Here is a 25,588-nt window from a genome sequence, read left to right as displayed (position 1 = left end):
ATTAAAAGTCGTTTATAATTTGTTCTAATGTTATAATTCTACTGGTAAGTCTTTTTTTTGTGTCTGAATTAAATTTTTGCTTAGCTACATTTAGGTGTTGAATTAGCTCTAGGATGTCCTCGTCCTTTTCAACTATTAAATATTTAATATCCTCTGGCTGAAATGAGAGTCTAAGGTGATTTATTCTATCATTGTAGTCTCGTTTCTTTGCTCTTGTGTCTATTCTAGAAATTGGAACAAATGGTTCGACATTTGGGGTTTCAAAAGCAGGAACGTAGCGCCATTCTCGTTCATCTGCAAAACGATAGTTAGGAGTAGTCCCTGAATTTCGGATTAAATCTCCTTCATAATTTTTCATATAGCGATAAGTGTTCATCAAATTATGATAACCACGATTCTTTGAATTCATTTCATTTGCTTTATTCCCTAATGTTGCGTATACACTTCTTAGCCCTTCATTAAAACGGTCTGCAATATCACAATGTTGGTTGACATACATTACTGGATTTAAAGACATTCTATTTGCCCAATCTTTAGTTAAACCTATTCCAAAATTGCCATAATCCTTTTCTACAAAATATTTTAAATCAGCCATTTTTATATCGCAAAATGAAACCATCGGAACAGCAAATTCTCTAGTTGAATTAGGTGCATAAATCTTCTCTCTTGCGTAAGAAACTCTAAATGTTGAAGTCAAGATTGCATAAAGAGCTTGTTTACTTGTGAAGTGAAATAGTGATGTTGGATATAGACTAGACATAATACTAAGCTCCTGTATTGTAAATTTCTTGTCCCAGCTCCTCAACAGCACGATCAAAATCTGGCTTCTTTCCAAAAGCTCTTACTAACTCTACAGGAGAACCAATATCTATTAAAGGCTTCACTTTTAGTACACTTGTATCTTCAATAGCTATTACACCTTCATTCTCGTACTTTTCAAGAAGTTTTTCTAGTACCGCTTTTGCTTTGTCACTATACTTTCCGAAATAGTTGCGCTTTCTAACGTTGTTAGCTCTCTCTTTTCTGGTAAGTGCTGGTTGGTCAAATGCAACATGGCATATTAAGTCAAATACATCCATGTCTTTGCCAACTTCCTCTCTTAAAGCTTCATATAGTATTCCTTGTTCTGATAGTTCTGCTAATAATTCTTCTTTTTTAGGTGTGTTTCTCCACTTAGCTATAAAATCATCCAAAGACGCAAACTGTGTTTTTATATTTTCTTTTGTGTAATCTTTAAGCGATTCTGTAATAAGTTTACCGTTCTTTCCATAATACTGCACTCGTTCATTAGCTACGGAAACCTTTATATTGTTTACGTAGTATTTTCTAACTTCTGTATCACCTTCGTCAATGTCTACATCTGGTCTTTCTCCTTCAGGGTAATCTGGTTCATCCTCATCTGGATTCGGATTTTCTCCTTCAGGATTAATGTCTTCTTCTTCATCAGGTGGAATCGGAGGTTCGTGTGGTTCTGGCTCATAAATTTGTACTGGGTCACCATCAAAATCTGGGTCGGCAAATAAGTTTGTTGCCTTTCTGAAATCCATTATGGTAAAATAGACTTTACCATCATCTTCACGAATACGAGTACCACGACCTACAATCTGTTTAAACTCAGTCATAGAACCTATATTAGACTCTAAAACAATACATTTAACCATTTTAGTATCAATACCTGTAGTCAACATTTTTGATGTTGTGGCTATTACAGGAAAACGTTCTTCAACATCGGTGAAATTGTCAAGTTCTTGTTTACCAACTTCATCATCTCCAGTAATCTTTACAACATACATAGGATGTTTTGATACTAGGTCTGCGTTTTCATTTATAAGTGCAATACGCATTCGATTTGCGTGGTCTATATCCGTACAGAAAACAATAGTCTTTGCAAAACGGTCAGTACCTTTTAAATATTCTGTTATTTTTTTTGCTACTAATTGTGTGCGTTCATCTATTGCAAGTGTTCTATCGTAGTCTTTAAGGTTGTAAATTCTATCTTCTATTTCGTTACCGTATTTATCCCTAAGACCACTTGTAGGTCTCCAACCTTCATCCACCGTAGTAGTTATTCTAACAACTTTATATGGTGCTAGAAATCCATCATCAATTCCTTGTTTTAAGGAGTACGTATAAACTGGCTCTCCAAAGTAAGCCATATTTGAAACATCTTTGGTCTCTTTAGGTGTAGCGGTAAGACCTATTTGAGTAGCACTACTGAAGTAATCTAAAACTTCTCTCCATGCTGAAGCTTCCGATGCACTTCCACGATGACACTCATCTATGATTATAAGGTCAAAAAAGTCTTTTGAAAAATCTTTATAAACATTTTTTGAATCATCTGTCCCTGTTAAGCCTTGATATAAAGCAAAATATATCTGATATGATTTATCAATCTTTCGGTTTTTAATAATGTGCATAATGTCATTCCCAAAAGGTTTGAAGTCACCATTTTTTGTTTGAGTCAATAATGCATTTCTATCAGCAAGAAATAATATGCGTTGTGATTTTTTAGCTTTCCAAAGTCTCCAAATAATATTGAAGGCGGTATACGTTTTACCAGTTCCTGTTGCCATAACAAGAATTATACGTTCTTGCCCTTTAGCAACCGCCTCGATAGTTCTGTTTATAGCATTCTGCTGGTAGTAGCGAGGTGTCATTCCTCTTTCATCTATATGATAATCTTGCTCCACGAGTTGCTTTGCTTCAGGTTCTTTTAAGCCTTTGTAGACTAAATATTTGTCCCAAAGTTCTTCAGGAGATGGGAATTCTTCAAGCGAAAGTTCCGTTTCAACTTGCCCTTCAGAAATTGTTTTGTCATGAAATAAAAAACCGTCACCATTAGAAGTAAAAACAAATGGTATGTCTAAAATTTCAGCATACTCAAGCCCCTGTTGCATTCCGTGCCCTACAGCGTGTTTATTATCTTTTGCTTCAATAATTGCGATAGGCTGATTAGGCTTGTAGTACAGAATGTAATCTGCACGTTTTCGTTTACCCCTTGTGTATAGTTTCCCCTGTACTATTATACGCCCATCGGTAAATGATACTTCGCGGCGTAATTGTGTAAGCTCATCCCATCCTGACTGCTTTATCGCTGGGGTTATGTATTTAGCACATATATCTGATTCTGAAAGATCTTTTTTGTTCAATCTGATTGGTTAGCTTTTTAATGGAAAAGCAATAAAGATACGAAAACATGTGAGTTTTTTCTTAAAATAATTTACGAGTAAGAGAAAATAGATCTAATAAGAAAAGTGAACGTATATGTAAGCTATGTGATATTAAATCAAAAGCTACTTTATATAGATATCTTAATGTATTAAGGAAGAAGAAATTGCGTAGGCGTGGAGCTTTGTTTTGGGATAAAGAACAGGAGGGGGGATAATGCCTATTGTAAAAAGCATATCAATCAAAAGAAAGAATAATAATTACTTTAAAATAGTACTTACTTAAAGAAAGTTTTTCTAGTGCTAGTTATTCAGGCGCTTCATTTTGTAGTTATGATAGAAAAACACATACAGAATGTACAAAATACGATTATTCTTTCTAATTTTAAATAATTTACAGAATTATATAAATCTATACTTGTTAATTTTTTATATATTTTGTTTTCAAACTATACAACTAACAGAAATGGAGATATTAAATTTGAAGTTTCTAAGATTTTTTAAAACATTTAAGTAGAAATTCAAATAAACGATTAGGTATGAGCAAACAATCTAACGAGGATAAAACTAAATTTTCTGAAGAGGATTTACGGATGTTTCATTATATAGCAAATTTAGATATTGACTATTGCAAATGCGAAGAAAAACAAGATCCAGACTATGCTTTTTGTGATAAATGTGAACAACCTATACCTGGAGTCGATGAATCATTAGTTAAACAGGTGGTTGCAATTACTGGCCAATTCAAATTTTTAAAGTCTAAATAAACGATGAAAAATACAGATTGGATAATTGTTATACTTACTTTGATTTGGTTGTTTACAACAAGTTATACCGCATACTTATTTTTTAATAAAAACTCTAAATAAACGATATCCTTTCTATTTTATGGTTTTAATTTCTTGTAAATAACTGGGCTAGAAGTGTAATGCTCAACTCATAAGAAGAAAACATCTATTTCTCCTTTTTCTTACCTAACGAAATCTTATAGTCATCGATATTTCCTTTAATCTTTAGATTCAAATACTTTATTTTTTTAGTGGAATCTACTTCTACAATTTCATCTTCTTGCTCTTCATTGGGAACCGAATCTTTTTTGCCCTTAAATAATTTTTGCCAAGTTGCTTTTCGTACTGTTTTCCAAGGGATACGTACATAATAATCGATATTTTGATTACTATCATGTGTGCCAGATAGTTCCATATGGCCCAAGCTAGATTCGATAGTCATTGCTGGGATATGAATTTTTCCTTTCTGTATTTCCAAGTTATTTTGTAAAGTGTCAAACCGAATGTTTTGGAGGTTTTTATCGCCCATATAATCTGAAAGTGCCAGCATAGGATCGTAATTTTTTAGCCTTCCATCTAATACTTTTACGTCCATCTCCAGTGTAGATTGGTCTAGGTCTGGGGTCATATCTGGATATACTCTTATTTTACCTTTAATTCTAGAGCTGAGTTTTCCTTGTAAATTTTCTGAAACAAGGTGGTCTTGCCCAAAATTTTCGAACTTGAATAGTAATTTATCCAAATCTACATGATTCAAGACCAAATCTGGTTGCATATAGATGTGTTTTGGATCGCTACCATTAAAATAACCGCTTAATCTAATATTTCCTCCTGCGGCATCCATGCTGAGTGTATCGATATATATGTAATGATTGGGTGTTGTTCTTATAGTTGATTTGATGTTTTGTAAATCTATCTTGTGGTATATAAAATGCCCAATGGCTACTTTAAATTGCATGTCTGTAAAGGGCAATTCGTAGAGATTAAAAGCTTCTGCATGTGCCTTTACATCTGCCGTTTTTGAATTTGCTGTTGCTGTTGATTTTGGCGGATTTACATTAAAATTGAACAGTGCATCAAAGTCGATATAATTGGCTTTTAAATGAAGAGAATTATCTCTTTTCTGTATTTGCGGGTCTTCTCCTAAATAATAGTTGAGATCAAAATTAAAATTGGTAGCTCCTATTTCTCCATGAAAATCTTTGATAACCAAGTGCTCATCTTCATAATGGATGTTTCCTTTAAAATGATCAAAAGGAAGCGGGTGTAATTTCATTTTAGCATCTAACTTATCTAATGCCAGATCAATAGAATGCAAAACGGAATCTTTATAATGCATGCCAGCGCTAATATGCAATGCTAGATTGTTAAATTCTTCATGCCTGTACTCTTTAGGAACGTAATTTTCTCCTTTATACGAAAAGAGGTCTTCTAGTCTTAATTTGTCAGATTTGAGGCTAAGATCTATAGCCACATCTCCTTTTAATTCGGGTTGCATCCAAAAATCATAATCATGTATGAATCCATCAAAATGAAAATCACTATCATCTATATAACCTGTAAAATCTATAATTTCTAGGTCTTTGTCATCTATAAAAATATCGGCATGAAAATCGTGCAGTTTATGCGGGTAATGTTCTAAATCGGCATATAAACTATCAATAAAAAAATCTCCTTTCGGTAGGTATTTAGATTCAGTAAAATCTTTAGCAGAGGCTGTAAAAGAAAGCCCTAAGCTTAGATTTTTTATTTGTTCATCAACACCAGTTTGGATAGTGTCTTGTTTTGAAAAACCTGTTATTTCAGCAATATCTAAATGTTTAGAGGCAATATCTAAATGCGTTTTTACAGGGATATTTGTATGGTGTACAATGGCAGGTAAGTCCGAAAGAAAACCACTCACCGTTAGATCTGATTTCCCCATCAATAGTTGAAACTGTTTTAAGTTAGCTTCTTTACCCTGCATAACCAGGTGTACATTTAAATTGTGTAAAGGTGCAGGGAGCTCTTTAGCGGTTAAACTCAAGTCTTTTACAATCAATTCTGCAAAGTAAGCTTGGTTAAGTTTTTGTAATGCTTTTTCTGGCTTATCAATATCTATAATATCATGAAAATTCATTTTTAGCGAAACTTCTCCAGCAAGGTCTTGCACTTGCTCTAGTTCAAAAAATTCTGCAATAAAATCAAGATTAAAATTTGAGTTGAGTTGCATGTTTACTTCCGGAGATTCAAAATTTTTGACAGAAATAGAACCTTGAAATTCCCCTTTTTCCAGAGATGCAGTCATATCATTTAACGAAAATTCCATAGTACTGGTGTCTCTATTTTCGCCATTAGAGAAATGACCCTTAAAGCCCAGGTTATCTATTTTTTTATTTCTTTCCGTATTTTCTAAAAAGGCTTTTCCTGCTCCAAAATTTGCATTAATTGCAGGTTTATTTCCTTTGTTAGCTGGCCCTTGGATACTCGCATTAAAATAAATTTTACCTTCATTGTTATATTTCTCTAACACTGGTATTACATCTGCTGGAGCAAATGCGATAAACATATCAAAATTAGTCTTTGTTCCGTTTATAGAAAGGTCAAGATCTACATCATTTTTGGTATCTATAGAGCCTTTTAATTCAAATTCACCATTTTCCATGACAATCCCTGAAGGTTCTATGTCTAAGATGCCTGTTTGTTCATTAAATACAAGGTCTGTATGAATTTCAAAATGCTTTTTATGAAAAAAGGTAGTATCTCCATCTTTAATCACATTTAATTCAAAATCTGTATCGATATGGCCTGCGATAATACTGTCTTTTTGACTAAAACCGCCTGTACCCGTATAGATGAATTTTTCAACATCTGTATTGGTGGCTTCGTCTAAAGTGTGGATATCTAAGTTTTTAAATTTAATTTTTTTTAGATGAATATTTGTGGAGCTTGTCTCTGTATCTGAAGTGCTTGCTAAGGAGTTTTGAATATTTGTGGTATTATTTTCATGAATCACAATATTAAAAACGCCTTCTTCAATTAGTATAGATTGAATATCATAGTTTTTAGTAACAATATCCCATAGGTTAAAACCTATGTAAATGTCCTTTACATCCATTACAATAGGAGCATTGTCTTCTTTTGTTTCAAGAATTCTTACATCATAGGCTTTTATAGAGATGTGTGGAAAGTTAGCAAAAAGAGATAATTCACTTTCACCAATACTTATAAGGCCTTTGTGTTCCTTGTTTAGTTTTGCAATCTCTCCTTTAATAATTTCAGATTGATTACTTTGAATGTATAGTACAATGCCTCCTACTACTAAAATTGGCACTGAGATGAGTACTACTAAAATTCGTTTCCAGAATTTTTTAATTTTCAAGGTAGAGGTCTTTAAGATTTATTTGCTGTTTAAAAAATGCTTGACTTTAAAAGTAACGAATTCGTATGAAGAAATAGTATCTAGCCTATTGTATTTATGATTTTCTTTCTTACAAATAACCTGGTGGTGACTGAAAATAAAATAGTGATTTTAGCGCTTAGAATTTGGGCTTTTCATAATACAACCTTCTAGGTCCTTTCATTGCTTCTTAATCCAATATTGCGTTCTGCCAAAGAGAGAGAACCCAAGATAGCCTCTTACTTTCAATTTATCCTTATTTACCAACTCTACATAACACTTGTATGTTTTTCCATTTTCTGGATCTAGAATTGTACCGCTATTATATTCATCTCCATCTTTTTCAAGGTCTTCAATAATAACCAAGCCAATGATAGGTTTGCCTTTTTTTGTTCCTTTACAATTATCGCAAACAGCATTTTTATCACTTACATAGCTTTTAACAATTTTAGCGGAATAACGATTGTTTGTTTTATAAATTTCTATCAGTGCTTTTTTTTCTTTGGTAGTATCATCAATGGTTTCCCATTGCCCAATGATTGATTGTGCGTGACTTACAAAACTTAAGCCAATTATAAATAGCGTGCATAAATATTTCATCTGTATCAAATAGTTTTTAAAGCGTTTATTAAGCTATTGCTGCTTTTATATTAGTGAAACTCGCTATTGAGGAGTCTATAAGACATACTCATTAGTGTAAGTTGAACTAATTTCACTTTTTTAGCGGAATTGGTTAAATATTCCCAGCTCATTGATTAACACCTTTATTTCAACTTAAAAATATTAAAAACTATGATAAGGATGATTATCTTTCACCTAAAAGACCTAAAAAATTCTTTTTTTAAGAGAATCTTCGTTGAAAACCAGAAGTTCATGATGCGATTCCTTTTCTGACTAAGGTCTAGCTTTGAATGTTTTACTTTTTATATGCGTTATGGTACATCGTATTTTCTAGCGTTCCAAATTTGTTTTTACTAAAGTCTATGAGGACAATTTCATTTAAGAAAAGTGCATTTCCAGTTACTCCAAATAATTCTGATTCTTCCATAAAACCAATAACATTTGGGTTCTCAGAATAATGAATAAAAGGATTTTTAATTTCCTTTCCTGCTACTGTAATACGCTCACTACTTTTCTTGCCTTTAAAATTTAACATTGTTCCAAATGAGGGAACTTCAATTTCTTCGGTAAAGTCTAGATTTCCAAATAAAGAGGTATACCCATTTGGTGTGGTGGCTAATTCAAAAATACTTGCTCCTGTATCAAACAAAACAAATTCCGTTTTGTTTTTAATTTTTATTGGAATATTTAATTTTCCAAACATTGATTTAGAATCTACCATATTATTATTCCATTCATTTGGAATATTGGAATCAAATACAATCTCTTGTAATGGATAATTAATAATAACAATTTTATCAGCGCAAAAATCTGCACCCAAAGTACCACTAATTACGTTATCTTCTCCAACTGTACTTTGGTTTTCGGATTCTCCCTTATACAGATTTAACAAAAATGTTTGTTGGTTTGATTGGATAGGCAAATCTTTTAATACGATGTCGCTATTGGTTTCATCATATTTTAAGGTGTCAACTTTAGCAACTAAGTCTGGATATTTTTTTAAAATTAAGTCAAACATTTCAGCGCTAACAAATGATTGTTGAGAACCTGTATCGAATTGTAAATTAAGTTTCTGCTTATAATTGATAAGCGTAAAATCAATGTTTATCGCAGATTTTTCATAAAGTTTTCCATTAATTTCGTTAGCTATCCAATTAAATTTAATGAATTTATTTAGTGTTTTTTTCTCTTCAGTTTGTAATGTTTTACAACTTACAATTAGAAGTAAAATATATAATTTTAAAAGGTGTTTTGTTTTCATCATATCGTTTTTAGTGCTATTTACAAAGGTTTTTGGCTATCCATAGATGTTTTGTTTTTTAAATTTAACTTTTAAAGTAAACATGTGATTAAAAAAACATAAAGAATTTGCTCAGTAGATAAGAAAAGACAATTACTATTCATTGTGATTAAGTAAGGTTTTTTATTCGAATAGATCTTCTTTATCTAAATCCTTGATGGTAGATTTCCTTATTGAAAGGTAATATATAAAATGAATCATTAGAAAGACAGACCAGCTCAAAGCTGTAATATAAATAGTGTTTATATTTTCGTATTTTGATTGAAACCCAAAAGCAAACCATACTAATGAAATCCCATTATGCACAATAAATGTGGAAAGGTGAAACCTAAATCCAATATCATAAATGGGGAGATATTCGTATTCTTTTCTTCCAAAATAACTTCCGTTAATGAGCATTAGTATAACATAGCTAATTGCAGATAAAATTACTGCTATTTTTAGTTCGTTTGTTATGGATGTACTTAAACCAATACGGAATAGTATGGTAAGCAGTACTGTTACTACTGTAAATTTTAAGAGGTTTGGTGTAGTGAGTAATTTCATATTTATTTGTTTAAGAGGTTATTTATTTCGGTAGAAAAAAATAGTTTAATGTTCCTTTCAATAAACTGCTCCAGTAATTCAGCTCCCATTTCAGTTAAATAATAATACTTTCTATCGGGACCCTTATTTCCTTTTTTATTTTCAAATGTTACTACATCTATATGTTGGTACTTTCTTAAATTTCGATAAAGGCTTTGTTCTTCGCAATTAATAGTGTTCTTGGATTTACTTTCTATAAATTCTTTGATTTCGTCAACATATTTTTGCCCGTCCTTTAGTGCAAGGAAAATCCATAGGGTTAATTGCCCTTTTTTATAAGTTTCCTCCCATGAGTATAATAAATCAGGTAGTATATTTTTTGCCATAATCAAATAGTATTATACAACTTGTATAATACAAATATATTATTTTTTTTCTATTTTAGAAATTTAGACTAAGATTAAAGCATTGGGTTGCTATAGGAAACGTATAGCATTTCTTTATGTGGTTACAGTGAATAAGGGTATAAAGCAACTAGTTGTTCCATTCAGTTCACCCACTATTATCTGTTTGTTTTTATGTTTGTAAAGGAATACATTTTATAACTTGATCGTCTCTTCTTTATAATCTTTAAAAAGTAATCGTCTTCACCAAGAGGATTTACCTGAACAGTTTGTTCATATACATGTTAGATATGATTAAAACAGCAAATAAAAATAGGAGTAAAACTAAAATCCAAACAGAATCTTTATGTTTGATGTGGGCCACAAAAGCTGTGATTAAGAATAAGCCAACACCAGCATAAGTCCATTCTTTAATTTTTATTGGAATTACGGGTATCATGATAAGAAATACAGCAATTATTTTTAAAACTGCTAATTGAATTCTAAAAAAATCAGGAAACCCTAACTCTTTTACACCTTCAATAGTTGCCTTGCTAAATAAATAGGTGTAGGAACTTAAAGCTAAAAAAAGTGCAATTAAAGTAGTGGAAACCCAATAGATTGTTTTCATATTATAAGAAGCTTTCTTTTATTTGATTCACTATTTTAGTCCCATCTGGGTCTGCTTGTGTTTTTAATGCACAAAATTCTTCAGCCCATGCAGAGGTCCTAATCCTTAAAGGCGGCTTTTCCATTTTTAATAGTTTTAGAATAACTTCTGAAACTTCAAGAGCAGATTGGTAAATTTGTGTTTTACTCTCGCTTGCTCTTTTTTGATTTCCAGCCATGTACCGTTCAAAAATGGGTAGGTATTCGCCGGTTGCAAATTGTCCATCAACAGCTGTTTTACCAATTGCAGAAGCCATAAATTCTGTAGAAATGCCACCAGGTTCTACACAAGTGATTTTAATATTAAAAGCATCAGATACATATGTAGCAAGGCCTTCCATAAACCCTTCTACACCAAATTTTGCACCACAATACAATTCGTTAAATGGTTGGCCAACCAAACCACCAACAGAGGTAACACTTATAATTTGACCTGATTTTTGCTTTCGCATAAAGGGTAAAACCGCTTGAGTGCAATAAATAACACCTAGATAATTTACTTCTGTAACCCACTTAATTTCTTCTATAGTTGATTGTTCTGTTGTTTTTGCAAATCCAGCACCAGCATTGTTTACTAAAACATCAATTTTGCCGTCTTGTTTAATAATTGTTTTTAATGCTAAATTGATTGAGGCAATATCTGTAACATCAAGTGGAAGTATTTCTATGTCTAAATTATCCGTTTTAATTTTGTTTTTTAAAGCATCTGCTTTTTTAAGATTTCTCATTGTTGCATAGACTTTGTAACCAGTACTAGCAAACAAAATAGCACTTTCAAAACCTACTCCTGTTGATGTTCCAGTGATTAAGACATTTTTTTTCATTTTCTATGTTTATTGATAAAATTCAATTTAGCGAAGCGTGTAAAACATACTCAAATTTTAAGTTGAAATTTATCCTGTTTTTAGATGGAATCTTGGTTAAGTATTCTCGGTTTTTAGGCTAAGAACTTGAACTTGGCTATAACAAGCATTTATTAATTATTTAAAAATATTAAAAAACTAGCATAAAGACTACTATCTTTTGTCTAAAATATATAACCTTAAGTATAAAATTTTTAAAGACTACTATCTTTATCGTATAAATAACGAAAGCCTCTTCATTTTTTTGAAGAGGCTTTTTAAAGTTTCAATTATGTATAGAAATAATTAGAGGTTAATTGTGTTTAACCATTTAGCCAAGTTTTAAAAGCAGCAGTTTTATTTTTACCTATATAAATAGGTACATCAGATTGTGCAGTAGTTTCTACTTTTAAACTACAATTCCCCATTTTAATTACTTTTTTAATCGCAAAAGTAGATACAATTAATTGTCGGTTAGCTCTAAAAAAAGAAGCTTTACCAAGAGAAGTAATAAGCGTATCTAAACTTTCACCAGAGCAACTTCTATCTCCATTTTTATCTATTACATAGGTAATAGCGTTTTCGGTATATATAAAGGCAATTTCAGCTACTGGTACTACATGTATTTCGTTTCTGTGATAGGTTAAAATTCGTTTTTTTAATGTTTTTACCTCTTCCTTAACTAACAATTCAGGCTTTATAATTTCTGAACTTTTATTTGCGGTTTTTATAAAACTATTAGAAGACAATTGTGTCTGCATCTTGTTTAACTGTGTAGAACTAGACGCATATATTTCTTTTAATCTTACTATTCTAGAATAATTAAATAAAGCAAATAAGGCCAGTAAAATTGTTATTAAAATTAAAACTAAGTTTTGATTGTAAATTTGTTGTACAGGAGCTATGATACTGTCTCCGTAAACTTTACTGATAAAAAGATAATTATTATACAGAAAATCCATTATGCATTTTTTTTGGTGATTTTATATATTTCTTTAATAGATAGCGCTAATAACCTGTGATCTTGCTTGCGCGATAAGTAACCATAATTTCTCTTCAGAAATTTTCATTTGGTTGCAAATACTATAATTATCCATCTTTGTAAATGTTTTTAATCTAAAAACTTCTGCTTGTATTTTTGGCATAGCCATAAGACAATCATTAATTTTTTTTTGAGTTAGATGGTATTTACTGTTTTGGATTTTTTTATAGTTTTCAAGAATTTCAGATTGAAAATCCAAAAGCCATTCTTTTTCATCAATATGAGTATGAACATTTTTTAAATTAGCAATGCCTTTAGAGAAGGTTGATTCTACTATTTCTATTGCTTTAGCATGATTGTCTGTAGTTAAATATGCATTTTTATAAAATTCATCGGAATATTTATCTACCCATTCAGATGGATTAAGAAATGTAGCATATGATTGCTTCTCTATAACATTACTATTTATACTCATACTTTTTATATCTGTACTATTTATATGATTTATTACAAAACTAAAGTTGTGCCAAAATAATAATAATTATATCTATTTGATTACCAGGATTTTATAATTAATTATTTTTTTGTAGAGTTTCTATTAATTACAAAATATTGGAGTCATACAGCATATAAGTTAAAACTTCCTTTGCATGAAGATTAATAATTTTTAAGAAAGTATCATTTTATTGCCATTAACGTTCGTACCTATTATAAGGTATAATTTGTTTAAATAGTCCAATTGGATGCCTAAACAAAAATTTGTGTGTGTTATTGGAATAGTACGAGGGTTTTACATTGTATATTAATTTAAATATTGCGAAAATTACGCTCGATATAATGATCTATCTCAACTGAATTAATCCTTTTCTTATAAATATTTCTAAATACAAAGAGCCAAATAGTAAAAATTTATAGAAACAAACCTTAATTTAATAGTTTGGATATAAGTATGTTATGTGCTATTGTGAAAAAACCATAGAAAAAACAACCTTCTTTACTTTTTGTATTACAGCATACACTCTACGATATCTATTAAAATTCTTTTTTGCTATTTTCAAAAACGTAGTTGTTTCTTTATCATAAAAAAATCAGTCCCTATACTAGATTTTTAATATTTAATTCTTATATTCCTATATAATTTAAAGTAAATACTTACGTTATTTATAAGTATTTTTGTAAGTAATAATAAAATTCTTGTTAAATTGGATCAAATTTTCACTAGCTTTTTAATTAAAGATTCTCCAGCTGCTGTAGCGGTTGTGGATACAAAAATGCGTTTTTTAGGCCATTCCAGAGTTTGGTTAGAAGAAATGGGCTTAGATTTTGATATTGTAGGAAAAAATTATTATAAATTACTACCAAACACACCAATCCAATTTTTAAGCATACATAAAGAATGTTTAGAAGGAAAGTCTTCTGTAAGCAATGGTCAAAAGTTTATTTCTGAAAAGGGAAGAGTGCAATGGCTTAAATGGAAGATAAACCCTTGGAAAAATTCTTATGGAGAAATTGGAGGGCTTATTATCTTAAAAGAAGATATAACAAAGGAAAAGCGTAGAGAAGAATTATTATTAAAAGCACAAAGTGTAAGTAGAATAGGTGGTTGGGAGTTTGATATTGTAGCGCATGAGGTGTATTGGACAGATGTTACAAAAGAAATCCATGAAGTAGATAAAAATTATATCCCCACTCTAAATGATGGGATAAATTTTTATAAGAAAGGAGTGCATAGAGATACCATACAAATGCTTATTAGTGAATGTTTAGAATCTGGTAAACCTTGGGATACAGAACTGCAAATCATCACTTTTAAAGGAAGAGAAATTTGGGTTAGAGCTAAAGGAGAAGGAGAATTTATTAATGGTAGATGTGTGCGTATTATCGGGATTTTCCAAGATATTGATGAAAAGAAAAGGAAAGAGATTGCCTATGCAGAAATGTCTGAACGTTTAAGTATTGCTACTAATGCCTCAAATATTGGTATATGGGAATACAATGTTATAGATGATAATATAGTTTGGGATGATATTATGTATAAATTATATGGTGTTGAAAAAGAAAACTCCCCTAGTATTTATGATATTCTAGTTTCCAGCATTCATCCAAATGACCAAGTAAGATGCCGCAATGAAATAAAAATGGCTGTTGAAGGCCAAAAAGAATTTGAAATAGAGTTTAGAATAATTTGGCCAAATGATGAAGTTAAATTTATTAAAGCAGAAGCTACAGTAGAACGAGATGAAGATGGAAGAGCAATACGACTTATTGGTATCAATAGAGACATTACCGCTATTAAAGCTTGGGAGACACAGCAACAAAACTTGCTTAAAATCACTAAAAAGCAAAATGAACATTTAACCAATTTTGCTCATATTGTATCTCATAATTTAAGATCACATTCTAGTAATTTATCTATGCTTACAGGCTTATTAACGCAATATGAAAATGCAGATCAAAAAACAATAGATCTAGCTGAGCGCAAAAATGTGTTTAAAATGATGAATAATGCTTCTGAAAGTCTAAATGAAGCTGTTTTACATTTAAATGAAGTTGTACAAATAAAAGTTGGTTTAGAAGAGAAGATAGAATCTGTTAATCTATATAAGATTATAAAAGCGGTAGAGAAAAGTATAAGTACCTTAATTCATAAAAATAATGTTTCGTGCATTATTAATGTAGATCAAGACTTAATCATTAGGGCAGTTCCTGCATATGTAGATAGTATTTTACTGAATTTGTTTACCAATAGCATCAAATATTGTAATGAAGATGTGGCTCCTATTATAAAAATTACATCAAATTTAGAAAACGATTGTGTAATTCTTCATTTCTCTGATAATGGATTAGGTATAGATATGGATCGGTATGGTAAAAAAATATTTGGGATGTATAAAACCTTTCACAAGCATAAAGAAGCCAAAGGAATAGGCCTTTTTATTACTAAAAATCAAATGGAAGCTATGGGTGGAAAAATAACAGTAGATAGTAAAGTAGGGCTTGGTACTGAGTTTAAACTTTATTTTTATAAGAATTAAATTTTCACATTATTATGAAGAAATTAGATCGCACATTTATTATTGATGATGATCCAGTATTTGTTTTTGGAATTAAAGTAATCATGAGAAAAACAGATTCTTTTGGCGAATTATCTACTTATGAAAATGGACAAGAAGCTATCAATAGTTTAAGGGAATTAGTGAAGAATGGAGGGAAACTTCCTTCAATTATTTTTTTAGACCTTAATATGCCAATAATGGATGGATGGGAGTTTTTAGAAGATTTTAAAAAAATACCAGAACATATTAGAAATAAGGTTACTATTTATATTGTTAGTTCTTCTGTAGATCAAAGAGATTTAGAAAAAGCAAAAGATTATAGTTATGTGAACAATTATATACTGAAACCAGTAACCTATAAAGATCTAGAAAATGTGCTTAAAGAAGTTGCCTAAGTGTATATTTTAGAATTATTATTGGGGTTTACTTTTTAAAATTCTAAAACATTCATTACATTTCGGCACATTTCAAAACGGAAGGATGAAATTGAGTGTGTGTATTATAGATGATGATTTAGTATCTCAGTTTGCAACTATATATAGAATTGAACAATCTAATGTAGAATGTAGCGTAGTGAGTTATGATAGTGCTATGGAAGGTCTTGAGATGCTAATTGAGCGTAAAAAAAACAAACAAAAAATTCCTGATATATTATTATTAGATCTTATTATGCCAGGTATGGATGGATGGGAGTTTTTAAATAGACTTAGGATTATATTTGGTAAAAAACCTAGTATTGAAGTTTATGTGCTATCTGCTTTTAATAATTCTAAAGATCGTGAACGAGCTAAAAACCATCCATTAGTTCAGGGGTATTTTGATAAACCCCTTTCAAAAGATAATTTAGAACGGATTTTTAAATCTAGAAAAGTTTAATTAAAAACAATGCAATGATTCTTTTTTAAAAAGAATTTATTTCGCTTACCATATAAAAGGAAGCAAACGCCATTTTGTTTTTTGGATAAAAGTATTGTACTCAGGTAGGATGCTAAGCAATGCCTCTTCTTCACGAATACGCCAAACTTGAAAGCCTAAAAGCGTAATGTATATTACAATAGAATAGAAGCTTAAACTGCTTATAACGCAGGCTAATGCCATTAAAGACTCTCCTAAATAAGATGGGTGCCTAACTATTTTGTATGTTCCTAAAGAAGATACACCTCTTACAGATGGTCTAATACTAAAGTTAGTTCCTAAAAAACAAAAAGAAATTAATGTAAAAACAGCTCCTAAAATAAATAATACCTCAGTGCCAATTGACCAATTTGTTAATGGCTGTGCTAATTTAAAAATAAGGCCGTTACAAATTAGTACAATAATCCAATGCGGTTTAGTGATAAATGAAGTTGGACTCAACGCTTTTTTTCTAAAAAAAATAAGAGTGCCTACAAATAAATTTATTGCAGTAACACATATTCGCGTTACAGAAAGAGCATCATCTGTTGAGAAAAATAAGCCAGCTAATCCCCAACAGAAGATATTTAATCCTAAAAGCTTATTAAAGGTATTTTCATTAGAAAAAGAGAACTTCATTACTTTAATAAAGCCAAAACCCCCAATTAAAGGCCCAGCTTAATACATTAACAACAATTAATATTACAATTACGATTACAGATCCATAACCACTACTTTCTTCGTTTTCAGGCATGACAGTTTAGTTTTTAGGTTATTTTATTAACTAATAATAACTAAGTAATATTGTATTAGCCATAAAATAAATTTAAAAACCTTTTATGTAATTAGACTGTTACTAGATTAAATTTTTCTGATTAAAATAGCCCAGTCTTTTTGTTTTTTATCTGGCGACTTCCCTAAATTTATAATAGCACCTCCATTTATTTTTTTTATTTTAGACTTTTTTAGAGCGCCTCCTTTTTTAGGATTATACCATAGTATTTCATACGTTCCTGAGGCATTTGTGAGATCTAAAGAAGCTGTTTCTGCAGAGTTTAGAAATACAATATAGATTTCATTTTCTTTTGCGAGGCAATAGGCCGTATGCTTATTTTCCGAATTGTTTACTAAATCGTTCCTGTTTTCTGTTTCCCAAAATGGAATTTTATTTTCTTTAAAAAAAGTAATGGCATTCACAGCCTGATCCCACCATAAATCTCTAGATCTATAATCTTCACATGTAATATCTGAATGTGGATGTTTATAGCCAAAATACCATTCATTTCCCCATCCACCTGCCATAAGTGTTCCCCAAAGAGCATTTCTTCTGATGGTATCGTGATCAGGATCTTCTGCATCTGTTACTAAAGAATGCTGTGCATCACCAGGTTCGTCAACTGCAGCAGCCCATTGGAAACCAGCTTCTTTTGAAGCCTTTAACCAATGTAATACTTCACTATGAACAGTTGTAAAATCTGATCTGTGAGTTTGTATAGATGGTCCCGTTAAACCGCTATCTGTTCCCAATAAGTCATCATATAGTACTCCATTATGTATTACTAAATGATGATGATATGGATCGTGTTTTTTAAAATAATGCGTCATTGCCAAACGCTGTTCAGTATCTTGTGGAGGTGTAGGGTGGTTTTTGATCCATTCTCCATTTTCTTCACATAAATTCCAGTTTAATGCTAAATGATGTCCAAATCTTGCAATGAGCTCTCTATAGTATAATTTGCTATTGGCGCCAACACCACCATTGTCTAACAAGCCTTGATTCTCTACTTCTAATGTCTTAAAATGTAGAAATAATCCCAGTTTTTGGGCATGTTCAAAAAGAACCTCCCATTGATCCATTTTAGATACATCAATCCTATCATAGTGATCATAATCAACATAAGGGAAAACATTTTGATCATCACCAGCAATATTATTCGTTAAAAACGATACGGAATTTAAGCCTTCAGAAGCAAGGTAATTTAACGCGCCAATAATGGCTTTTCCTTTTCCATTTTTCCATGTTGGATCTCCAGTTTTCCAATCTTGTAAATGTGCTGACCATTTTTTTATAAAATTATCTTTATGACCATCATTATGAAACGTACCATCGAAATCTTCATACGATAAAAAGTTTTCGGGTGCATCCGGACCTTGTTTTAAAAAATACTCACCAGTTTCTGCAAACCTTAAATAGCGTTTTCCAACATATTGTAGACGCCCTTTACTTCTAAAATCACGACCAGTTTTATCGGTATTCTCTATACGGAAAGAGCCATTGTAACCATCCATAAATTTACCGCTATCCCCGGTATCTTTTTTATCACTAATAGCAACCCAATTTCCTTTTCTAAAAGTTACGCTGTATGTCCAGTTTCCAACTTCATCTGGTGCAAAGTGTACACGCCATTTATTTCCTTTTTCTGATGAGGTTTCGCCAGCGTTACCATCGGCAGCATAATAACCGGGTACTAGATATGTTTTTCCAGATTTAGCATGAGAGAAACTTACATTGAGCCTGTAATTCATAAAAGGATTAAAATTATCTTGCTCAGACGTTTCTGGACCATCAAAAGTTAAGCTTACTTTGTGCCATTTTTTAAGTTCTCCATTAATATTTACTGTGGTTTTAGAAGCTTCTTCTTCTTGTAAACTCTGTAATAGATTTTCTCCTTTGCCTATTGGTAAAATAACCATGCCGCTCCATCTACCACGGCTATATTCCCTTCCATCTGAACTTCCTATAGCTGCTTTTAAAGTAATAATATCATTAGTGTTTAATTGTACATCTAAGAATGTTTTACCATATTTTGGTCCTTCTTCAAAAGTATCTATACTTAAAGGGGGTTGAAAACTTCCTTGCTCATATTCATTCACTTTAAATGAATACGAAGATCGTCCATCATTCTCACCTACACCAAGAATAACAATATCATACAAGCCAGATTGCCCTTTAAAAATAGTTGTAGCTTCTGCCGTTTTAAATTGCTCTGGATTTATAGCAAACCAATCTCTGTCTCTATAAAATTGTCTGTCTTTATTATTAAAATCTATGGCTTTTATGATTTTTGCTGAAGGGAATTTTTTTGCAATTTTTTCCCATGTAGATAAAACTACATGCTCTTCTGCTTCTGGTTGCATATTATTTACAGGCACAAAATTTTTATCAGTAGTCATTAACCATTGATCCATTTCAAAGCCATCTTCTCGCAAACTAAATTGTATGTCATGCTCTCCAGGTTTATGGATGTCTAAATAAATTAATCCAGGAACACCACAGTGTTCTTTATCGGTACGTTGCTTGCTTTCCCAATACCAAGATCTTTTACCATCACACCATTGCAATCTTTGTCCAGACTCTGGCCATTTGCCATCAATTCCAACATGCACGCCATTATCTTCTGTACCCGAACTATAGGCTCTAACCCAAATATAATACCTGCCTGGTGTACTAATATTAACTTTGTAATGTACAATAGCCAGCTTACCTGGCTCATTACTAAAATTTTCGCCTTTAATTAATTTTTCATCATGGTTAGTTCTAGTATCTGGTAATAGCTCTATGTAAGTATTACCACTAGCTCCGTTAAGGTGAAGTTTTGAATCATTCTTTTTTAAATCACTTTTAAAATCAGAAGAGATTGTATACCATTTACGTATAGTTGTTTTAGTCTGATGGTGAAAATCTTCGGCCTCTACTTTTAAGTTTCCTTTTTTTTCGATATGGATTTTATTTGGAGTTGTTTGCCCTACAGCAAAAGAAATAAAAAGGTAGAGTATTAAGAACAGCGCTTTTTTTAGTTGAGAAATTTTCATTGTTAGTGGTGTTTTATATAGTATCTTAAAAGTAAAGAACTATCAGTAGTTTTTTATAGTTTCCTACTTTTATTTATATAGTAATCTATTCCTATTTATAAAACAAATGGTCAATTTATTAGTAAAACTTAATTTTGGAAACTTTTCAAGACCTACCCAAGATTGTAAGTTGTACTAATCCTGTTTTTTACCAATATCTTGGCAGATTAGTCTCAATATTATTCCCTTAGATTAATTTCTGTTGTAGAATTCAGTGCTGGTTCTAGAATTAGATGCCTTTTGTATTTATAAGTACCATTTTTACACTTGATTAGAAGCTATGGTGAGATTTGTAATTATTGAATAATAGTACCAGTCTTAATACTATCATCAAGGTAAAAGTACTCTCTTTACTTCTTTGCTCATTTGATACATCTATAGAAATTAGCATAGGTCTATCTGCATATGCTTTTATAGTAATAATTTTTTCTAGTGTAGTAACATCTAAATGATCTAGGTTAAAACCAACTCCAATACAACCGTCGCCGCTTATAGCTACTTCTAAAACTCTAGCAGAAGAATTAAGATCCTTAGGAAATGGATTATCTACAATTTGTATTGGTGCTCCAAAGTTAAAACTACCTTCAAGGACATTATCTTTAAAATTAAACTCAAATTCTGGTATGAGTTGATATAAAATAATGAGAATTGTTACTTTAGTTATTCAGTTATATGATGCAATTGTTTTAATTCTAACAATGTAATCTTCTAATCGGAAAGTCTCACGGTTATCTCTTTCCCAATACGCTAAGGGTTATTTTTATCAAGATATACCTTAAATGAAGACACTCAGTAGGCATCAGCCATTACATCTACTGTTACAGTATTTTATCAATTGGAGTAACACCAATTATCACGGTTGCATTTTATGGTTCTGACTTTATCCAAGAATAGAAGTAAATTCTTCTGCGTCATTAAAACAATTAATGCATACTTTAGATTTTTCAATGAAATGTGGCAGTACAGCAACTGTGCTATGAATTGCTTTATTTGTTTTAATAATTTAAGCTCTTTGTTAAATATCATTTATTTTAAAGCGAGCGATAAAATAAAATTATGAGCAGTTATGTATAGTTCTTTTTCTTCTTTTCCTAAAGCACAATTTGCAGTTAATTGCCCTGTATATACTCTAGCCAATAACTTACCATTTAAATTAAATATTAAGATTCCTTTTGGTCCTGTAGCAAGCATATAACCACTTTTTGTAATTTTTAGCCCATCTGGTAATCCATGATAACCTTCTTTTACTAACATATGGTTTACGTTGTAAAAAACCTCTTTGTTTGCTATTTTTCCAGGAGCGATAATATCATATTTATAATAGGCAGCTTTTTCGATATTTGAAACTGCTACGAACAGCTGTTTACCATCAGGAGAGAGGCATAGTCCGTTAGGAAATTTTAACTCTTTATCTAATAATATCAACTTTCCCGTTTTTAATAAGCAATATACTCCTTGGTAATTTAATTCTTTAGCTTCGTCTGTTAAGCCATTTGCTAATCCGTATGGTGGGTCTGTAAAATAAAGATTTCCATCTTTGTCAAAAGCACCATCATTAGGACTATTTAATTTTTTCCCAAGATAGTTGTCAATTAAGGGCTCATATTCTTCTTTTGGATCAGACATAGGTGATTTCATCTTTCCTACTGATCTACTGCCATGCTGCATAAGTACTAGTTCTCCGTTTGTACTCACTAATAAACCATTAGATCCAGATTCTACTCCTGTATAGTCTTTGGGAGAGAGTCCAGAAGGATGCAAATAGGTGGTGGTATCTGATTTTCTATCAAGTTTATATACTTTATTATTTGGGATATCTGAGAATAATACATAATCACCATCTTTTACCCAAACTGGGCCTTCTGTCCATGTGAAACCACTAGCAAGAATTCTAAGTTCAGTATTAGGATCTATAATATTTAGGGCTTCATTATCTAAAATTTCAATCGCAAATATGGCTTCCATTTCTTTTCTAGTCCTTGGCTTATGATTGTCTCTTTGGATTTTTAATTCTTCCATTGAATAGCTATTTTCTACCTTTTCTGTGGGTGCTTTTTCTTTCTTAGTTTCTTTACATGAGCCTAAACAAAATATAGCTATTGCTAATACACTTAAAAGATGTTTCATATTTTTATTTGTAATTTTCATTTGTTAAAAATCATCATTTTTCTCTGCAGATGAGATGGATTCAATGCTCCGCTGCTTGTGTGGAAATTAAAGTTAATTTTCCTTTTAATGCCTCGTAGGCTTGCTCCGAGGGTATTTACTTTAATAAACAAGCAATTTTTAAGAAACTTTTAAAATTCTATTTTTCTATAATTAATGTATTAGGAATGTATTTTTTTTAAAACTTTTTTTGCATACATTACAATATCATCAAAATCTTGTTGGTGGTGTATCGGTTTTACTAAATTTCCTCCTAAACCAAACCCAGAAACTCCTGCATCCTTCCATTCTTGGATGCTTTCTAGTGCTATTCCTCCTACTGCAAAAAAGTTAATATCACTTAAGGGGCCTTTTACAGCTTTAAAGTATTTTACACCCATATTGGCTATCGGAAATAGTTTTACAATATCGGCATTAGCGTCAATAGCATTACAAATTTCTGTAGGTGTTAGTGCACCCATTAATACTGGAATATCATTTTGATGCGCAATGGTAACAACATCTGGATTTGTATTTGGTGTAACAATAAATTGTGCTCCTGCTTTAGTAGCTTCTGCAGCTATTTGGGTATTTATAACAGTACCCGCACCAATAAGAATATTTGGATATTTTTCACGAGCTCTTTTAATCTCTTCCAGGTAGCCAGGCGTATTTGATGTAATTTCTAATACTTTTATTCCTCCTGCTACTAAAGCTTTAATTACTTCTGGGATATGTTTTTGCTCTTTTAGCCTAATCACTACTACTAGTTTTTCAGCATTAATTTTGGCTATTGTTTTTTGTTTTTTCATCGTAATACGTGTCCTGATATGTTACCATTCATAATAGAAAGAATTTCACTTTCTGTACTTGTATGTTGATCTCCTTTTACGGTGTGTTTTAGAGCAAAAGCTGCTGTGGCAAAGCCTAAACTTTTTTCAATAGCCCATTGATTTCCCAAACTATGTAAAAAACCAGCTGCAAAAGCATCTCCAGTACCAAACCGATCTAATATTTTTACAGTATAGTTGGGTGAACTAGTTATTTTTTTGTCTATTGAACAAACGCCTGAAAGTCTGTTTTCACTTGCTGATTGATGTTCTCTTACAGTAAATGCTAATTGCGGTATACCAAATGTTTTTTCTGCTTTTTCAATAGCATCTATCGTTTTTTCTGATGCTGTAGTGCCAGAAAGCGAAAAATCATATACGTCTTGGAGTACTCCTGCATTACCAAAAAGGATATCTGTATGTTCTAAAATAGTATCGAATATAACTCTTGCATCTGCTTTATTTTGCCATAGTGTTCTTCTGAAATTCATATCAAAACTTACTGTGACACCCATTTGTTTTGCAATTTTCGCAACTTTAATGGTTTCTTCTGCGCAGTTTTTAGATAGTGCGGGGGTTATACCAGAAATGAATAAGTATTCTTGATTTTTTAGAATAGTGTGCCAATCAAATTCATTTGTTTTTATAGCACTTATAGCAGAATTGTATCGATCATAAATAACATTTGATGGTCTTATGGAGGAACCTATTTCTATAAAATAAGTGCCCATTCTATCGCCACCTCTTAAAATATGATTTGTTGATATTCCAAAACTTTGCAAAGACATTAAACAGCCTTCTCCAATTGCGTTTTTAGGCAATTTGCTTACAAACTGTACTTTATTGCCTAATATCGCTAAAGAACTAGCTACATTAGATTCTGAACCAGCATAATGCACTCCAAAGTTTTGCGCTATATGTATTTTTCCTGCATGATCGCTAGGAGTTAACCTTAACATTATTTCACCAAATGTTGTAAAACTCATTTTATTTACCAATTTGTTAATGATCCATCATCTTTGTATAGCCTTGGAATATCAACTAATTGAAATTCTTGTGCTATAGCTAATTCTTCATTAAACTCTACGCCCAAACCTGGTGTGTCTGGAACTCGATATCTAGATCCTTCTAATTTTGGTTGTACAGGATAAAAATCTGGAGCGTTAGTACCCATATATTGCGCAGGCGTATTTACTTCTTCTAAATAACTAAAATTTGGGCAAGCAGCAGCTATATGTATCGTAGCAGCAGTACATATGGGCCCTAACGGATTATGTGGCATTAAATCTACATAGTGTGTTTCTGCCATAGCAGCTACTTTCATAGCCTCTGTAATACCACCTACATTACACACATCTATGCGTGCATACTGCGCAATATCGTTTTCCAGAAAAGGCATAAATTGCCATTTACTAGAAAATTCTTCTCCAATAGCAAAAGGAACATCAATCATACTACGTAGTGCTTTATATGCTCCAGGGTTTTCATCTCTGATGGGTTCCTCTAAAAAATCTATAGTACCCTCTGGCATGCGTTTCATAAAAGAATACGTTTCAGCTGCATTTAATCTTGTATGATAATCTAAACCGATGATAATATCTGGGCCAACTTCTTTTCGTAATTCTGTAATCCATTTTGCTAATGTATTAATGGATTCACGAGGTTCAAATCTACTTTTGTTTTCTTGTGATTCAAATTCGGCGGGTGCTAATCGCAGAACCTTCCAACCTTCTTTTACACAAGTTTTAGAATATGCTAAAAGCTCTTCTTTAGTTGTAAAGCGTACTGAGGCAAAGCAGTCTACAAAATTTCTTTGTTTCCCCCCTAATAATTCATAAACTGGAACCCCTAGTGCCTTTCCTTTAATATCGTATAATGCAATATCTATGGCAGATATAGCAGCTGTAAATACTCTACCGCCTTCAAAATATTGCCCTCTATATAATGTTTGCCAAATAGCACCTATTTGCATTGGGTCTTTACCAATTAAAAAACTTCTAAAATGTTTTATAAGCCCAACAACAGCTAATTCTCTGCCTGAAAGCCCAGAGCAACCCCAACCATATAAACCAGAGTCTGTTTCTACTTTAATTACGAGTTGAACTCCACCACCTTTTATATTAATAGGATATGATTTTATATCGGTTATTTTCAT

At 31.6% G+C, this 25,588-nt stretch carries 21 protein-coding genes; 4 read left to right on the top strand and 17 right to left on the bottom strand.

From position 1 onward, the window contains the following. Position 1 precedes the first annotated feature (1 nt). On the bottom strand, positions 2–760 hold the full coding sequence (locus ACZ451_RS02580; protein WP_464215525.1) for an abortive infection system antitoxin AbiGi family protein: 759 nt from the start codon (positions 758–760) through the stop codon (positions 2–4). 4 nt (positions 761–764) lie between these two features. Then, entirely contained in the window at positions 765–3,149 is a 2,385-nt protein-coding gene (gene hsdR, locus ACZ451_RS02575; protein ID WP_464215523.1) for an EcoAI/FtnUII family type I restriction enzme subunit R, read from the bottom strand. A 557-nt stretch (positions 3,150–3,706) separates the two neighbouring features. On the opposite strand from hsdR, the gene ACZ451_RS02570 reads away from it, so the two are divergent. Next, positions 3,707–3,934: a hypothetical protein gene (locus ACZ451_RS02570; RefSeq protein WP_464215522.1), complete on the top strand. Its 228-nt coding sequence runs from the start codon at positions 3,707–3,709 to the stop codon at positions 3,932–3,934. Positions 3,935–4,121: 187 nt separating this feature from the next. Here the strand turns inward: ACZ451_RS02570 and ACZ451_RS02565 are convergent, their stop codons facing one another. The 9 genes from ACZ451_RS02565 to ACZ451_RS02525 all read right to left on the bottom strand — a co-directional run bounded on the left by ACZ451_RS02565 (position 4,122) and on the right by ACZ451_RS02525 (position 13,131). Further along, a complete protein-coding gene (locus tag ACZ451_RS02565; protein WP_464215521.1) occupies positions 4,122–7,316 on the bottom strand; it encodes an AsmA-like C-terminal region-containing protein in 3,195 nt (1,064 codons plus the stop codon). Positions 7,317–7,514: 198 nt separating this feature from the next. Next, positions 7,515–7,934, bottom strand: a complete 420-nt coding sequence (locus ACZ451_RS02560) for a DUF2147 domain-containing protein (RefSeq protein WP_464215520.1) — start codon at positions 7,932–7,934, stop codon at positions 7,515–7,517. A gap of 316 nt (positions 7,935–8,250) precedes the next feature. Then, positions 8,251–9,216, bottom strand: a complete 966-nt coding sequence (locus ACZ451_RS02555; RefSeq protein WP_464215519.1) for a hypothetical protein — start codon at positions 9,214–9,216, stop codon at positions 8,251–8,253. Positions 9,217–9,378: 162 nt separating this feature from the next. Beyond that, entirely contained in the window at positions 9,379–9,801 is a 423-nt protein-coding gene (locus tag ACZ451_RS02550) for a hypothetical protein (protein ID WP_464215518.1), read from the bottom strand. A 2-nt stretch (positions 9,802–9,803) separates the two neighbouring features. Then, positions 9,804–10,166 carry a PadR family transcriptional regulator gene (locus ACZ451_RS02545; protein ID WP_464215517.1) on the bottom strand — a complete coding sequence of 121 codons (363 nt, stop codon included), beginning with the start codon at positions 10,164–10,166 and terminating at the stop codon, positions 9,804–9,806. Positions 10,167–10,440: 274 nt separating this feature from the next. Next, positions 10,441–10,794 (bottom strand): DoxX family protein, encoded by a 354-nt coding sequence (locus tag ACZ451_RS02540; protein WP_464215516.1) that lies wholly within the window; start codon positions 10,792–10,794, stop codon positions 10,441–10,443. Position 10,795: 1 nt separating this feature from the next. After that, entirely contained in the window at positions 10,796–11,656 is an 861-nt protein-coding gene (locus ACZ451_RS02535) for an SDR family oxidoreductase (protein WP_464215515.1), read from the bottom strand. A 341-nt stretch (positions 11,657–11,997) separates the two neighbouring features. Next, positions 11,998–12,636: a LytR/AlgR family response regulator transcription factor gene (locus tag ACZ451_RS02530; protein WP_464215514.1), complete on the bottom strand. Its 639-nt coding sequence runs from the start codon at positions 12,634–12,636 to the stop codon at positions 11,998–12,000. A 33-nt stretch (positions 12,637–12,669) separates the two neighbouring features. Next, entirely contained in the window at positions 12,670–13,131 is a 462-nt protein-coding gene (locus ACZ451_RS02525; RefSeq protein ID WP_464215513.1) for a hypothetical protein, read from the bottom strand. A 727-nt stretch (positions 13,132–13,858) separates the two neighbouring features. Between ACZ451_RS02525 and ACZ451_RS02520 the strand changes: the two genes are divergently transcribed. From ACZ451_RS02520 to ACZ451_RS02510, 3 genes are all read left to right on the top strand, one after another. Continuing rightward, on the top strand, positions 13,859–15,691 hold the full coding sequence (locus ACZ451_RS02520) for a PAS domain-containing sensor histidine kinase (protein ID WP_464215512.1): 1,833 nt from the start codon (positions 13,859–13,861) through the stop codon (positions 15,689–15,691). A 14-nt stretch (positions 15,692–15,705) separates the two neighbouring features. Beyond that, a complete protein-coding gene (locus ACZ451_RS02515; protein ID WP_464215511.1) occupies positions 15,706–16,107 on the top strand; it encodes a response regulator in 402 nt (133 codons plus the stop codon). An 85-nt stretch (positions 16,108–16,192) separates the two neighbouring features. Continuing rightward, positions 16,193–16,588 carry a response regulator gene (locus ACZ451_RS02510; protein ID WP_464215510.1) on the top strand — a complete coding sequence of 132 codons (396 nt, stop codon included), beginning with the start codon at positions 16,193–16,195 and terminating at the stop codon, positions 16,586–16,588. Positions 16,589–16,633: 45 nt separating this feature from the next. Here the strand turns inward: ACZ451_RS02510 and ACZ451_RS02505 are convergent, their stop codons facing one another. The 6 genes from ACZ451_RS02505 to ACZ451_RS02480 all read right to left on the bottom strand — a co-directional run bounded on the left by ACZ451_RS02505 (position 16,634) and on the right by ACZ451_RS02480 (position 25,588). Further along, positions 16,634–17,245: a methyltransferase family protein gene (locus ACZ451_RS02505; protein WP_464215509.1), complete on the bottom strand. Its 612-nt coding sequence runs from the start codon at positions 17,243–17,245 to the stop codon at positions 16,634–16,636. Positions 17,246–17,467: 222 nt separating this feature from the next. Then, positions 17,468–20,419: a DUF5060 domain-containing protein gene (locus ACZ451_RS02500; RefSeq protein ID WP_464215508.1), complete on the bottom strand. Its 2,952-nt coding sequence runs from the start codon at positions 20,417–20,419 to the stop codon at positions 17,468–17,470. A 1,065-nt stretch (positions 20,420–21,484) separates the two neighbouring features. Next, a complete protein-coding gene (locus ACZ451_RS02495; RefSeq protein WP_464215507.1) occupies positions 21,485–22,585 on the bottom strand; it encodes an SMP-30/gluconolactonase/LRE family protein in 1,101 nt (366 codons plus the stop codon). A 200-nt stretch (positions 22,586–22,785) separates the two neighbouring features. Next, positions 22,786–23,415 (bottom strand): bifunctional 4-hydroxy-2-oxoglutarate aldolase/2-dehydro-3-deoxy-phosphogluconate aldolase, encoded by a 630-nt coding sequence (locus ACZ451_RS02490; RefSeq protein ID WP_464215506.1) that lies wholly within the window; start codon positions 23,413–23,415, stop codon positions 22,786–22,788. Beyond that, positions 23,412–24,419 (bottom strand): PfkB family carbohydrate kinase, encoded by a 1,008-nt coding sequence (locus ACZ451_RS02485; RefSeq protein ID WP_464215505.1) that lies wholly within the window; start codon positions 24,417–24,419, stop codon positions 23,412–23,414. Before ACZ451_RS02485 ends, ACZ451_RS02490 begins: the two co-directional genes overlap by 4 nt. Positions 24,420–24,424: 5 nt before the next feature. Next, positions 24,425–25,588, bottom strand: coding sequence for a mandelate racemase/muconate lactonizing enzyme family protein (locus ACZ451_RS02480; protein ID WP_464215504.1), 1,164 nt, complete (start codon positions 25,586–25,588; stop codon positions 24,425–24,427).

This window comes from Allocellulophaga tsushimaensis (genome assembly GCF_055383085.1).
Note: the sequence above shows the minus strand (reverse complement) of the source record. Positions and strands in the feature narration are given on the sequence as shown.

Coding starts and splice junctions, on each gene's coding strand:
- ACZ451_RS02580 (WP_464215525.1), bottom strand. CDS start 760: ATGTCTAGTCTATATCCAACATCACTATTTCACTTCACAAGTAAACAA.
- ACZ451_RS02570 (WP_464215522.1), top strand. CDS start 3,707: ATGAGCAAACAATCTAACGAGGATAAAACTAAATTTTCTGAAGAGGAT.
- ACZ451_RS02560 (WP_464215520.1), bottom strand. CDS start 7,934: ATGAAATATTTATGCACGCTATTTATAATTGGCTTAAGTTTTGTAAGT.
- ACZ451_RS02555 (WP_464215519.1), bottom strand. CDS start 9,216: ATGAAAACAAAACACCTTTTAAAATTATATATTTTACTTCTAATTGTA.
- ACZ451_RS02550 (WP_464215518.1), bottom strand. CDS start 9,801: ATGAAATTACTCACTACACCAAACCTCTTAAAATTTACAGTAGTAACA.
- ACZ451_RS02545 (WP_464215517.1), bottom strand. CDS start 10,166: ATGGCAAAAAATATACTACCTGATTTATTATACTCATGGGAGGAAACT.
- ACZ451_RS02540 (WP_464215516.1), bottom strand. CDS start 10,794: ATGAAAACAATCTATTGGGTTTCCACTACTTTAATTGCACTTTTTTTA.
- ACZ451_RS02535 (WP_464215515.1), bottom strand. CDS start 11,656: ATGAAAAAAAATGTCTTAATCACTGGAACATCAACAGGAGTAGGTTTT.
- ACZ451_RS02530 (WP_464215514.1), bottom strand. CDS start 12,636: ATGGATTTTCTGTATAATAATTATCTTTTTATCAGTAAAGTTTACGGA.
- ACZ451_RS02525 (WP_464215513.1), bottom strand. CDS start 13,131: ATGAGTATAAATAGTAATGTTATAGAGAAGCAATCATATGCTACATTT.
- ACZ451_RS02515 (WP_464215511.1), top strand. CDS start 15,706: ATGAAGAAATTAGATCGCACATTTATTATTGATGATGATCCAGTATTT.
- ACZ451_RS02510 (WP_464215510.1), top strand. CDS start 16,193: ATGAAATTGAGTGTGTGTATTATAGATGATGATTTAGTATCTCAGTTT.
- ACZ451_RS02505 (WP_464215509.1), bottom strand. CDS start 17,245: ATGAAGTTCTCTTTTTCTAATGAAAATACCTTTAATAAGCTTTTAGGA.
- ACZ451_RS02500 (WP_464215508.1), bottom strand. CDS start 20,419: ATGAAAATTTCTCAACTAAAAAAAGCGCTGTTCTTAATACTCTACCTT.
- ACZ451_RS02495 (WP_464215507.1), bottom strand. CDS start 22,585: ATGAAACATCTTTTAAGTGTATTAGCAATAGCTATATTTTGTTTAGGC.
- ACZ451_RS02490 (WP_464215506.1), bottom strand. CDS start 23,415: ATGAAAAAACAAAAAACAATAGCCAAAATTAATGCTGAAAAACTAGTA.
- ACZ451_RS02485 (WP_464215505.1), bottom strand. CDS start 24,419: ATGAGTTTTACAACATTTGGTGAAATAATGTTAAGGTTAACTCCTAGC.
- ACZ451_RS02480 (WP_464215504.1), bottom strand. CDS start 25,588: ATGAAAATAACCGATATAAAATCATATCCTATTAATATAAAAGGTGGT.